General features: G+C 56.7%; 10 protein-coding genes. 3 read left to right on the top strand and 7 right to left on the bottom strand.

Annotated elements, in window-relative coordinates; all coding sequences use genetic code 11:
• Positions 1-118: 118 nt before the first annotated feature.
• Positions 119-676 carry a hypothetical protein gene (locus tag OU800_RS01065; RefSeq protein WP_268180503.1) on the top strand — a complete coding sequence of 186 codons (558 nt, stop codon included), beginning with the start codon at positions 119-121 and terminating at the stop codon, positions 674-676.
• A gap of 65 nt (positions 677-741) precedes the next feature.
• Here OU800_RS01065 and OU800_RS01060 read toward each other — a convergent pair whose 3' ends face one another.
• The 3 genes from OU800_RS01060 to OU800_RS01050 form a co-directional block, all read right to left on the bottom strand.
• On the bottom strand, positions 742-1,347 hold the full coding sequence (locus tag OU800_RS01060; protein ID WP_268180502.1) for a DUF6088 family protein: 606 nt from the start codon (positions 1,345-1,347) through the stop codon (positions 742-744).
• Between the two features lie 2 nt (positions 1,348-1,349).
• The gene (locus tag OU800_RS01055) at positions 1,350-1,613 is read right to left on the bottom strand and encodes a BPSL0761 family protein (RefSeq protein WP_268180501.1); all 264 of its coding nucleotides are present in this window, start codon (positions 1,611-1,613) and stop codon (positions 1,350-1,352) included.
• Between the two features lie 581 nt (positions 1,614-2,194).
• Positions 2,195-2,896 (bottom strand): hypothetical protein, encoded by a 702-nt coding sequence (locus tag OU800_RS01050; protein ID WP_268180499.1) that lies wholly within the window; start codon positions 2,894-2,896, stop codon positions 2,195-2,197.
• A gap of 700 nt (positions 2,897-3,596) precedes the next feature.
• Between OU800_RS01050 and OU800_RS01045 the strand changes: the two genes are divergently transcribed.
• Entirely contained in the window at positions 3,597-3,830 is a 234-nt protein-coding gene (locus OU800_RS01045; RefSeq protein ID WP_105446919.1) for a helix-turn-helix domain-containing protein, read from the top strand.
• Between the two features lie 118 nt (positions 3,831-3,948).
• On the opposite strand, the gene OU800_RS01040 is transcribed toward OU800_RS01045, so the two are convergent.
• Genes OU800_RS01040 through OU800_RS01025 form a run of 4 tightly spaced genes read right to left on the bottom strand, consistent with a single transcriptional unit; the run spans position 3,949 to position 10,643 of the window.
• A complete protein-coding gene (locus tag OU800_RS01040; RefSeq protein ID WP_268180496.1) occupies positions 3,949-5,139 on the bottom strand; it encodes a Wadjet anti-phage system protein JetD domain-containing protein in 1,191 nt (396 codons plus the stop codon).
• Positions 5,090-8,395 carry an ATP-binding protein gene (locus OU800_RS01035; protein WP_268180494.1) on the bottom strand — a complete coding sequence of 1,102 codons (3,306 nt, stop codon included), beginning with the start codon at positions 8,393-8,395 and terminating at the stop codon, positions 5,090-5,092. The genes OU800_RS01040 and OU800_RS01035 overlap by 50 nt, the downstream gene beginning before the upstream one ends.
• Positions 8,392-9,141 carry a DUF4194 domain-containing protein gene (locus tag OU800_RS01030; protein WP_268180492.1) on the bottom strand — a complete coding sequence of 250 codons (750 nt, stop codon included), beginning with the start codon at positions 9,139-9,141 and terminating at the stop codon, positions 8,392-8,394. The genes OU800_RS01035 and OU800_RS01030 overlap by 4 nt, the downstream gene beginning before the upstream one ends.
• A gap of 2 nt (positions 9,142-9,143) precedes the next feature.
• Positions 9,144-10,643, bottom strand: coding sequence for a DUF3375 domain-containing protein (locus tag OU800_RS01025; protein WP_268180490.1), 1,500 nt, complete (start codon positions 10,641-10,643; stop codon positions 9,144-9,146).
• Positions 10,644-11,285: 642 nt separating this feature from the next.
• Here OU800_RS01025 and OU800_RS01020 point away from each other — a divergent pair.
• Positions 11,286-11,531 (top strand): AbrB/MazE/SpoVT family DNA-binding domain-containing protein, encoded by a 246-nt coding sequence (locus OU800_RS01020; protein ID WP_268180488.1) that lies wholly within the window; start codon positions 11,286-11,288, stop codon positions 11,529-11,531.
• Positions 11,532-12,244: the final 713 nt, after the last annotated feature.

The following is a 12,244-nucleotide window of genomic DNA, read 5'->3' as shown; positions in this document are numbered from 1 at the left end:
TGCTACAAACAATGCCTCGCTATGCAGCTTGGTAAGCCGGGGGTATTCAAAGTCGCACTCTGAATACAAGGCCACGCAAATAATTGCCTGGTCGTCTCATGTATTAGGAGAAAGCACGATGAATAACTGGAAAGCATGCGTTGGGAAAATGAGCGATCGGGAGGTGGCCAGGCGCTTTGGGCTGGGCGCCAGCACCGTTCGACGATATCGCCAATCAAATAACATTCTTGGGTTCTGCCCCGAAGACACCGAGCTGTCACCTGATTTGATTGTGCAACTGGCGACGGAAACCAATTACCGACTGGCAAAAAGATTTGGTGTTTCCATCAACCGAATCAAGCGTGCGAGAGCGGAGCTGAAGATCCCAGAGTCAAAGATCAGTCGTGAGCGTTTCAAACCACTGGAGGACATTTGGACCAGCGAAGCCATAGCTCTACTGGGGATGATGCCGGATACAGAAGTCGCTGACCGTTTAGGCGTCAGTAATTTTCCGGTCAAAAAAATGCGTAGGGAGCTTGGAATACAAGCGTACAAGCGACCGTTGCCCGAAATGACACCCGAAATTATCTTGGAGCTCGGGGGCCTTTCCGACGCCGAGATCGCCCGCCAGCTCGGCGTGTCGGCGAGCTATATCCGCAGGGCGCGGATAAATATGGAGAAGGGCAGCCAGCAATAGATGCAGGTCCGACACTGATAGAGGGATAGGCAGCCAAACGGAGTGTCTGGCTGCCTCTTACCGGCTCATGTTGTCTCCAGTGCTGCGCGCATCCATTTTGGCATTCTGCAGGCCACTAATTTGCTCAGGTCTTCGGGGCTGAGAGCTTTTTTGATTACAGCAACATGTTCCGGAGTAGTACCACCTTTGCCGAGATAAAACAGTGCGCTGATGGCCACCCCCACCCTGGTCCCTGCATGCTGCATCAGCATTGGGGCGGCATGCACGAGCCTGATCTCGGCTTTCCCCACAAATAGAGATCGACTGGAGCCGCTCGTGTAATAGATCGGGATGACCGGCATCTGTGTACTCAGCCCGAAACGTCTCACGGCATCAGCGCCATGGATCTGCAGTGTCCAACGGTTCTGCCTGGCAATCAGATTCACCAAGTCCCAAGGCCCAGGACGACGAACCCGGCCGGTGTATTGACTGTATTTCGGCCGCATGTAGATGCCACGGTACACACGCTCAAGCTCACCGCGACGAACCAGTTGGGCGACTGCCTTGGAGATGGCCGAGCTCGAACCAAGCTCTGCAAGACACCTGATGCTGAAAGGCCTCCCCTTGCGCAGAAACTTAACCCGCTGCGTGACGAGGTGAGACACCGGCGGCTCAGAATGAGGGCGGGACATTGCTATCGTGTCGACTCCAGCGACGAGCAGAGCAACGGCTGATGGAAAGCGATTACCCGACGTCGATACTCATCTTCAGGCCCATCGCTTACCAGGCATTCCGCAAGGCGCCCCAGCGAGAAAATTTGATCGGCAGATGGATAGTGCCTGAGCAGGCTTTTCGCATAGCTGCGGATATCCTGCGGTAACCCCGAATGACGGGAGAGTTCACGCAGGAACTCCTCGGTTTTGACGATGGCGCGTGTTCTTTCATAGGGAAGGGTCAATCTCGCTATCTCCTGGTCATGAGCTCAAAGTTCCGGACGGCTGGCTCGCCAGCGCCTACCCCACAGCGCGCAGTTCAGCGTTGCGAGCATTGGGAAATCCCTTACGGCCCAATCACCTGCGATCATGATTGCGCTTCGTCTCGGCCTCCTGCCGTTCCATCCACTTGGCCAAGCCCCACATCGTGGTTCCCAGCGCCAGCAAAGGCCAGAGCAACAATTGCGGGATTTGATATTGGGCGCTTAGAAAGAGGCCTGCGCCACCGCAAAGCATCACCACGAAAAACCATCTCATCAACGTGCGCTCCCGATTACATACGAGACACACGGTAACTCGATGTTCCGCTGCACTAACGCAGATGCCGCAAATTTCGTCAGTTCCTAGATTAGGAAATGAGAAATATTTATGGATTTCCGACGCAGCCGTCCTACTGCCGTAAAATCTGGCCACTTGGGAACAGCGTGAGCATGGCTGAATGACACCTCCTTGCTCCGCTGCTCGCAGAGGAGGGGACGGCGATGAGCATCCACAATGCTCATCGCTCACTACTGGTCACCAACGTACAGGGGAGCCCCAAGAGGGACTATGGATTGCCAGCCATCTGTCGAGCGTAATGGCGATCGCTGAGGTCTTTCTTGGGGTCAGCTTTTACCCAGCGCTCAGGTCTGTTGCAGTTCGTGCAGGTCAATACCTGATTATCAGGGCTGAGACTGTATAGGAGGCTCTCAGAGCCAACTTTGATCTTCAACCCAACATCTGAAACCTCGAACCCTGGCACTTCCTGCCCTATTCGATCCATGGTTTCAAAACGAAATGACCAGCGTTTAATCTGACTTTTTCGCCAGACCGTCATGATGATCAAGGCATCTTGTTTCGTTGCTCTCTGATAAACCCAATCGCCTTCATATGGACCTAGCTTGGTTGCTTCTTCGTCTCGCTTGGCCTGCTCATAAATTTGCTCCTGCATCTTGAGCATTTCGGCATTCAGTGCCTCTTCATCCTTAAGGGCTTGGTCTTTCAGCATCCTCTCCAAGTCATAAGGTCCTTGAGGGTCATATTTCCAAACCGCCGCATCATTGATTCCAAGCACCTTGCAGTTAAGACAATCGACACTCTGCTCATCTACATTTCGCGTTAGAGCCAAGCGCTCGGAACTATTAACATCGTCAAGGAGAAGCTTTTTATCTTTTACTGAAACCTTCATCTTAACCAGCGGCCTGATGCGACCGTCGCTCACATCCTCTCCAAATATCTCGGCCTCATCACCGTGAACGTTGAGCACCATTACCCGCTCGCTACCGGGTATCTTATAACGATACGCGCCTGTGAAATCCTCACTGCCGCAACCAGCAAGAATAGAGCCCGCAAGAGCTAATGAAACAAACCCAGAAAAGTTCCGCATAAAATCCTTTACGGCAAATCACATAATCAATGACGTACGACTAGACTGACGACTGTGGAAAAGCTAATCAGCCGCATTGTCCTGCCATTAATCGAATCTTAATACTGTAGTCCATATGGCGTTCAGTTTCATGTAGATCCTTTGGTTTAAAGTCTCGTCGAGAAAAATTAACAATCTCCGAATCAGTGAACCCATACTCCTGCATTCTTTCCAACGTGCACGAACAGAGCGCAGGTGAGGACCCGCGAGCCTTGGAAGCAGCCTCGCATCTTTTAACAAGTTGCTGAACTCCAGTTTCGCCAGCGAAGGCTCCTGATTGCAAAAAAAATGCAAATGACACATAAGCAGCTATGCCAATAATCCTCATATACTTTTAACATCCTTCTATTTAACTGCTTATTTATCGGAAATTAATCGTTTGCACTGAATTACAGCCGATTACGAAGACGGCATGTAGGAAGGCAGCCCTACAATTCGCTGGGGTGACGCCATGCCATGAGGTCACGTTTTACCAAATTCACAATATACTGTGAAGACCAGCGATGACGCCGCCCAGATAGTCCTCCCTTTTAGGGAGTCATCTGTGGAAGTCGGATTGGCGTTCGGAAAGGTCTTGCGCAGACGGCGTGTCGAGGCAGGATTCACCCAGGAGCAATTGGCCCATGAGGCGGAATTGCAACGTAACTACGTCAGCCTGATGGAACGGGGCATCAACCAGCCAACGATCACCACCCTGATCAAGCTAGCTAACCCCCTGGGCTGCACCGCAGCTGAGATCGTCGACGAGGTGGAAAGACTCGTTGCAGACCAACGCTGAAAACCGGCCGCCTAAAGCGATCAACGTTGGAAATGTCAGAGAAGGCATATCTGAAGGCTGTGGTTTAAGGGTAGGCGGTCTCAGGATTACAGGGCTATTGAGCCCACCGCCAGCCGCTCTATACAGGGATCTTTCGAGCCCACTGCTCGATAGCGCGCTCAACTTGTTCCTTTGGCAGGTACTCCTGCTCAAGACGTCCTCGTTCTTGCACCAGCAGATACCGATAGAAGTCCGCTTCGTCAGCCAGCAAACCAGGTGGGGCCGAATCCAGAGCTTTGGTCGGCTCAACGACTGCGCTCACCGGTGAGTGCTGTACAAACAGCTCTTGCTCCATCAATAGTGCTTCGACTGCTGGTTGATGGAGTCTCGCTCGCGCCAGCATCAGCAAGCCCCAGGTATCCATATCGCCCCAGTATGCGATCTGTTTCCCGGCCAGGTGCGCGGACGCTAGCCACTGCAAATCGAGTCCTGAGCCCAGCACAGCCAGGGTGTCCGGTAAGTTCTCAGGCAGCAAGTGAATGCATTGCTCATTTTCCACCACGAGCAATCGCGAACCGGGAAGTGGGGTTTCGGCCAGTTCCGCAGTGGTGAGTCTGAGCCGCTTGAAGGGCAACAGCTCAGGCTGAAGGGGAACGACCAGAACCCAGTGGCTGCTTTCTTCAAAGGCATCCAGAAAAGTCGTCAGGCCTTGCTCGGACGCCGCGCCTCCGAAGCGCTCGTCGAGGAGCCAGGTCAACAAGCTGGCGTTGCGCTCGAAAAACTTGGTGTCTACGCCGTGCTCGGCAAACAGGCGCAGCGGACGGCCTCGGGCACAGCCTGGCGACAACCGGGTGGCGAGTCGCGCCGTGGCGACGACTTCTTCAGACGGCTTCGTCAACCACAAGCTCCGTTGTGCCACCAGAAGCGCATGAAAGGCACTGTCTACCTGCTCGACCAGATACTCGAGTTGAGCGTATTCCTGGCTGACCCTTGGATCATCGCTCGCGGCAATCCATTCGGAGGGGCTACGCAAGTGCCAACGCATCGGCAAGGAAATGGGGGACAGCCCTGCTCGGTAGCTGACGGGCTCCCAGTCGACTTTACCCACGTTCACGCTCCGCCAGTTCTCCACATGCCGGAGTACCGCCTGGATGTTGTCAGTGAATAGACGTGCCGAAGGCTTGCCGATGTTGAGGCTTTGCGGCCAGCTAGCGGGATTGAGCAAGCGTTCCAAGCGTACGCTGGAGCGCTGCCATTGTCTGGCCAGGCTGCGACTGATGTCAGTGGGCGACTTCATGCATGGCCTTGATGCGCTGTTGATGATGCTCATCCAAAGCTTCCCAGCTCAGGGAAACCAGACTGGATTCCACGCCGCGCCGATGAACGACGACTGCCGAACGCGTATGGTGGCGCAACAGGCGCATTTCCTTGTTAGGCGTGATGAAGACAGCATGCAGGCCGAATTCCCTCAGCGCTGCGATGATCCGACCGGCAACCGCATGGGAGCTGCGCGAGAACGCCTCGTCGAGCACGATGGTGCCGAACAACGGCCGGCTGCTGCCGTCGGGACAGAGCGCATAGCTGAGGGAAGCGGTCAGCACATAGGAGGCGATGATCTCTTTCTCGCCACCACTACCCCCCTGAGAACCTGTTCGGGTTTCGATGACACTCCTGCTTTCGCGATCGATCACCGAGACCGCGAACTCCAGGCGGAAGCGCGGATCCAGCAGCGCCTTGGCGCCCTGATTCCTGCTGTGCTCGCAAGCATCCTTGAGCAGGCCAACGAGCGCCTGCAATGCCTTGTAGTGGCTCTCGCCTTCATCATCGATGAAACGCGCCGAGTTCAGTTGACGCTGAGCCTGTTGCAAGGTGCGAAGGCTTTCATGAATGACCTTTTTCGCGACCAAGCGCAGATAGCGTCCGGGCTGAAAGTCGACACGCTGCATCGTACTGTTCAGGTCATCCAGGCGCTCCTCAATCATCGAGACTTCATGGTCGATATAGCTGAGCAACTGGGTGACGCCATCATCCGAGGAACGATTGAGGTATTCCAGAAAGCGCTTGAGTTTCTCGGGCAGGGCTTCCTCAGTCAGCACACGCAGACGCTCCAGATACCTTGGTACGTCCACCAGTTCTCGCCCGACCTCTGCAAGCGCGCCGGTATCGACCTTCAGGGCGTCGGACATTCGTTTGGCTAGCTCTGTTTGCTCATGACCCAATTTTTCGCCGAGCGATTTGAGCTGCTGTTGAAGCTCACGCGTATGCTTGCGCTCCAACTCGATAATGTCGCCGAGGTCTTCCGGGGCCAGAGTAGGAAAGTGCTCTTTCGCTAGTTCACGCTGCGTATCGTTCAGCCCTTTTTCCGCGCCGTTATATGCCTTACGTGTAGCGGATGCGGCCTGGTCAAACTGTGTTTTTAACTGAACGCACTGCTCGATCAGTTGGCGGAGCTGTTGGTCCAGAGACTCCAGCAGGGTCTCGGCTTCATCCAGTTCGACCCTGACCATGGCAAGGTCAGAATCGGGGCGCGTCAGGGTGGCCAGTTGCGTACGCAGCGATTCCAGCTGACTCTCCGCGCCCGGCAGATCAATATCCTCGAACTGCAGTTCTTCAACGCGTTTCAGCAGCGAAGCTTGAGTCTCCAGCTGACGGACATCGTCCTGCGCGGCATCCAAGGCCAGCTTGGCAGGCGCGAGCTGTTCATTGACCTCGTGAATCTGCTCGGCCAAGAAAGCCAGGCGGTCGCGGTTATCGAAGCCGGTCAGCCAGTCTTCATCCAGGCGCTTCTGATCCTGCTTGTCGAAGAAGCGTTCTTTGCCCGACATCAGCCCCTGGGCCGTCATGGCGTGAGGTGTATGACGCAATTGCTCCGGGCTTTCGACGCAGTGGCGGTCATTGTCTGCCAGTAGTGCCTTTACGGCTTCTCGGTACGGATGCTCCTTGAAGGTCAGTTTGCGAGTAAAACCATCATCAAAGAACACCGGTCGCGAAGCAGGCTCTCTCACTTCCAACAGGCGCACATGCAAACGGTTGTGCCGCTGGTTCACCCAGCGCAATGCGGCCTGGGATAAGCCCTGCGGCACCAGAATGCGCAGTCGGTGGCTGCCGATGGCCCGCTCGATAGCGCCCCGCCAGGCCAGCTCCTCGGGCTTGACCTGAACTAGCTCGGCAACAAAAGGGAGGGTCGACTCATCGAGTCCAAGCTCCTGTGCCAGATCACTCCGAAAGGCATGAAATAGCCCTGGCAGATTCGAGCCGGGCCGTCTCTCAACCTCAGCACGCTCCTGCTGCAAGGTCTGTAACCGACCATTCAGCTCCTGCTGGGCGAGGCCGGCTTTGAAAACCTGTTCGCGCGCGCCATCAAGCTGCTGGGTCAGGATTTCCAGGCGTTCAGTGATCTGCTCCTGGTTCTCCTTTAGAGAGGCGGCCGATAGCTCCTCCGATAGTCCAAGACCCTTGGCCAAGCGTCGGTATTGCTCGGCCTGCAGACTACGCCTACCGCATACCTTGCCCCACTCAGCGATACGCTCGCGCAATTGATCTATTCCAGCGCCACCTACTCGCAAGTAGCGCTGACGCTGCTGATCAACCACACCCTTCTGGGCATCAAGTCGACTCTCGCAGTGTTCTCGATCCAGCTCAGCCTGCTTGTGCTCCTTCTCTAGCCTATTGGTTTCAGCCAACCATAGGCGATACCCCTGCTCGGCGAACCAGACCGGAAGAATGCCTTCGAGCGCCTGTTTGTCCTGCAACTGGGCTTGCAAGACTCGGTAACGCTCCCAGCCATCGGCGACCGGCAGCAATGAGCGCTGCTGTTTTCTAGCGGTTTCCAGTTCTCGGTGAATGTCGGTCAGATCATCGAAGCTGCTGGCGACTTCGGCAGCCCGCACGAAGGCGGAGCGGTCATCCAGTACCAACTCGCGAAAGATCTCATCGATGCTGTTGAGCTGCTTCAGGCCGGCAGCGCGGTTGAGCAAGGTGAAGGCGTTTTCACCCAGCTCGAAGTAATCCCTGAGCCTGGCCAGGAAGGCTTTTTTACTGGGATACGGCCAGATACCCGTGCCATCCTTCTCCATCTGACGCAGCGCCCGCATGCCGCCTGCGTGATGCTGGCTGAGCCAATGCTCCAGCGTCTGCTCGGGGGACTCGCTTAACAGCCACAGTTTTTTCAGATCGGACGCCGAGGAGCTGGTGCCCTCGAACCAGAGTACAGCGCCCAGTCGCACCTGCGCACCGTCACGCTCGAGCGTGGCGGCAATGGCGGTGACCGTCTTACCCTGGCGCGCGATATGAGATTGCTCTACACCTCCGTCTCCAGTGCCGGTAACCCCGCGCACATAGGACACCAGATCACGGTCGCTTTCATGCCCACCTGTGGAAGCCAGATTGTAGCGCGGGTTGGCGCACAGCAAGGTCATCAGCGCATCCACCAGCGTCGTTTTACCGCTCCCCGTTGGGCCGATCACGGCGGTGCCTGAGGGATCGATCTCGGCACGGTGATAGCCCTGAAAGCCGCCCCAGTTATAGAGTTCGATGCTGCTGAGAATGAAGGTCTCGCTGTCACGCCAGAGCAGTGCTTGCTTCACGCCTCGTCCTCCTCAGCAGCAGCAGCCGGGGTAGTCGCGCCCTCCACCTGCTCGCGCAGCCAAACCACCAGTGCCTGCAGGTTCTCCGGGTTGGCCAAGTGGGTAATGATGGGGCGGATGATGACGCGGTCATGGGCGTCCAGAGCCGACACCAAACCATGCCCCTTGAGCTGATCCAGCAGCGTGATGACGCGATTGCGCTCCTTCGCCTCACTGCCCAGCTCGCCCAGGTAAACCTGCAATTGCGGAATCAGCTCATCAACCGCTACCAGTGCCTGAGTGGCGCCCGTACCGCTTTCCTGTTCGTAGGCGATGAACTGCTGGCGCAGAATGGCGATCAGCAGGGACTGCTCCAGGTTCAGCCTTTGCCTGCGCACAAGGGGGTGCGACCAGTCATCCTGCTCGGCCACCTCGCCCTGACGAACGGTGACGAACACCAGCCCGCGAACCTCGTCGACCCCCATGGCCAGGTCGAGGGGTTCCAGGATTGTGTCGACCGCCTCGATATTGGCAAGCGCCGAGCGATACAGATTGGGCTTGTGACTTTCTTCCAGCAGCCCGTACTTGAGCATTTCCTGTACGGCCTCACGTACCCGTTGCGGCGTCCGGCGCTCATCGACCTGAACAGCGGCGCTCATAAGAGGCTGTTCATCATCCATGCCGTCATCCAACGCTATGGCCTCCACCGTCAGCTCCGTTTCGTCGGTGCCAGAGGCGCCTGCTATTCGATCGAAGATCCCTGCCATGCTCACAACTCCCAATCGATGTCCTTGAGTGCCTCGTGGTCGAGTCCGACATAAGGCAGATTGAAGCGCCAGCGTTGCTCATCCTCGTCAACTAGCTCCACGAGCTGACGCTCCTCTTTCAGCACCTCAATACCTGCCTCGCGTGCCATCGCCAACCAGAGCGCAAAGGTTTCTAGGTCGTGAGCAGGTGGAAGCAAAGACGCAAGCTCCCCGAGACTCACAGGGCGCCCCTGCTCCGCCAGCACAGCCAGGGTGTCCTGAATCAGCGCTTCACGATCCAGCCCGTCGAAGGCATCCCAGAAGTCATCATCAATCTGCTCCAACCCCGCAGGCTTCAAACTCAGATCCAGCTCGCCCGTATCATCGTCATCCAGGGTCTTGAAGCGGAGACGCTCGATTGCCGGGATACCGGTAATGGCTACGCCAACTGGTGGTAAAAATGCAGGCTTACGGCGTTCTGACTGGCGTTGCCAGTCGACGCTGAGCGCTAGATTGAAGAAGTCGTTGAGTAACTGTCCGACGCGATGATGCTCGGCGGCCAGCCCCGTCTTCATGAAGCCACGAACATCGCGCTCGCTTCGGGCGCGCGCTTGGAGCACGGCCTGCGACTCCCGAACCAGGCGTAACGCCAGCCAACGCAGCTCACGTTGTTGGGGACGATTCAACGCCTTTGGAACCGAGGGATGACGAAGGATGGTGCGCAAACGCTCACGCATGGTTTCCAGCTCAGCGGACTGCCTCAGTTGCTGCTGAAAGCTTTCGAAGACACGCCCCTCGGGAGTGTTGAGTAGAGCATCTTGCCCGTCCAACAACCGATCAACGATTTCTCCACGGTGAGACTGCTCGCTGATGATCGAGTGTCGAAGGGCGCGATCCGCCTCGCGCCAAGAGTCTTCAACTCGTCGAAAGTCCGCGCGTAGGCTGGTGGCCAGGTTATATACCTCGCGTATGCCCTCTATCGCCTGCGCTTCATCAAGCACGATGACGTTGCCAGCTTCTACCTGCGCTAGCTCGTGCTCCAAATCCTGGATTCGGCGGCGCAGGCTGGCAATACGGCCAGTTGGGCTGGGGTTCAGACCCGTTTCCAGGTTTTCGATCTCGCGCTGAACCACCGAAAGGCGAGATGCTGTGGAAGTCATGATCCGACTATCCAGCGAATCTACGAACTGGATGGCTGACTCCAGCGCGTCGGTTGCATAGATACGGCCCTCCCGCTCTACGACGAGGCGCCGCTTGATCCATTCACGAAGTTCACGACCTGCTTGGAGATGCGTTGCATCCGGGTCGATTTCGTAAAGCTCCTGGCTGGCATAAGCAGCCAGCATTTCGGACAGCGCTTGCAGCGCATCCTCCATGGGGATCCCATCATGCGCCCGCTCGAATAGCGTGCGCAGGCAGCCCAATACGAGCGGAGCACGCCGCGAGGCGAGCAAAAGCCACGCTGGGTGCTGGCTGCGGGCGGATACATAGCGTTCTGAAAGCTGTTGCGCGCTTTCTTCCATGACGGCCACATTGACAAAGGTTGTCTGAGAGCGAGCTTACCAAGCTAACCCGCTGCCTCATGATACGTATTTGTCCTGGCGGGTGGGCTCCGTTTAATGGTCCGCAGGAGCTGCGTCATTCGAAATAAACTGAGTGAAAGGCCAGGCCAGTCGAGGTTTAACGATTTATTCCGGGGGCGCACGCTGGATATTGGCGATTTGGCGGAGGGATCTGTCGTCACGAGGGTGTATTTGGCTAGTTCGGCGAAGAGATCCCTGTGAGAGTATGTGGCAGCTCAGTGGTTTTTGCGGGACTGCCACTGGCATCCTGCGGCAAGCCAGCGCAGCCACGGTGGCTATAGAGCGAAGTCTCGATGACCTATCAGTGAGCTGCTGGTGGATTAGCTGGGTGCGGCATGGGGATAGTGAATTTCCCCGGTGGTATTGCGGGACTTTCTGCCCATTAAGGGCGATGGTGCCTGGCAGGCCCGGAGCGAGTTCAAATGTCAGAAGCTGCGGCTGAGGTGAGGGGGCGTCGTTACAACGCTCTGAGCCCCAGAGCTTTTTGCTATTCTGTCGACCTGCGCCGCGGGACTTCGTTGGCATCGGCTCGCCGTTGCCTCCCCCTGCGGACGCTTCATTCAGCCGCTGCCTGAGGTCGAGATGCGGAATCATGTAGTGATTGAGGACTGGGACGGCGACGGTGCTATTCGCCTACCCGACGACGTTCTGCAGGAGATGGGCGTCGACGTTGGGGACACGCTCTATCTGCTTGAAGAGTACGTAGGCACTACCCGTTGCCTGGTGCTCAGTAAAACTCCACGCATCCCTGATCGCGTAGATGAGCTGGTTGGCCACTGGGAGTCGTTTGACAAGGTCTCCGCCGAGACAAACGCCAAGGACGAGTGAGCTAGCTGCCGCACTAACCTCGACGCATCTTGCACGGCCTTGGCCCCTGCGAGGGTAGAGTCTTCCACCAGAAAAGTATCGCTAACGTTGGGGCCTGCGCACTCCTGGGTTGCCTATATGTAAAGCAACAGCAGAGGGCAACAAAACGGGTTTGTGTGGACGCGAGGAAGCCCAAAGCGGCAGGCCTTAGTGATAGTGTTAATACCTATGACCATGCTGGGCTAAGTCGCTGCCCGTAGGCCGCCAGGCGCTTGTCAAAATTCAGGTTCGGTGAGAAGGCGGCAGGACGAGCTAGGGGCTGGCTAGGTGTCAAAATCGCTGGGGCCCATTTCGTTTTTTGTGCCCTAGATAACCACCCTTAGATACCGCTAAGAGCTATAAACTGCAGGCAGCGAGATAAGGCCAAAGCCATGCAGGACAGTACTTAGAGGCATTTTTGAACCTTTGCCGCCAACCTAAATATCTGTACCGCATTGCCCTCCGAAGGAGGGGTCGTGGGTTCGAATCCCGCCGGATGCGCCATTTCAGAAGCCCGCCATCGTGCGGGCTTCTTCGTTTCTGTTGCCCGGGAATATGAGCTTCTTATAACGTTGGGGTGGCAATGAATGCGGCTACACGCCGCCCCCCCCTTGGCAACAAGCATCGTTTACGGATGACCCGGAGGTGAGTGGTTGACATGGCCAATAGCGACCCGATTCTCTACAGCACGGAAG

It is taken from the genome of Pseudomonas sp. GOM7, assembly GCF_026723825.1.
Taxonomy (GTDB): Bacteria; Pseudomonadota; Gammaproteobacteria; order Pseudomonadales; family Pseudomonadaceae; genus Aquipseudomonas.
Note: the sequence above shows the minus strand (reverse complement) of the source record. Positions and strands in the feature narration are given on the sequence as shown.

Coding starts and splice junctions, on each gene's coding strand:
- OU800_RS01065 (WP_268180503.1), top strand. CDS start 119: ATGAATAACTGGAAAGCATGCGTTGGGAAAATGAGCGATCGGGAGGTG.
- OU800_RS01060 (WP_268180502.1), bottom strand. CDS start 1,347: ATGTCCCGCCCTCATTCTGAGCCGCCGGTGTCTCACCTCGTCACGCAG.
- OU800_RS01050 (WP_268180499.1), bottom strand. CDS start 2,896: ATGGTGCTCAACGTTCACGGTGATGAGGCCGAGATATTTGGAGAGGAT.
- OU800_RS01040 (WP_268180496.1), bottom strand. CDS start 5,139: ATGAGCATCATCAACAGCGCATCAAGGCCATGCATGAAGTCGCCCACT.
- OU800_RS01030 (WP_268180492.1), bottom strand. CDS start 9,141: ATGGCAGGGATCTTCGATCGAATAGCAGGCGCCTCTGGCACCGACGAA.
- OU800_RS01025 (WP_268180490.1), bottom strand. CDS start 10,643: ATGGAAGAAAGCGCGCAACAGCTTTCAGAACGCTATGTATCCGCCCGC.
- OU800_RS01020 (WP_268180488.1), top strand. CDS start 11,286: ATGCGGAATCATGTAGTGATTGAGGACTGGGACGGCGACGGTGCTATT.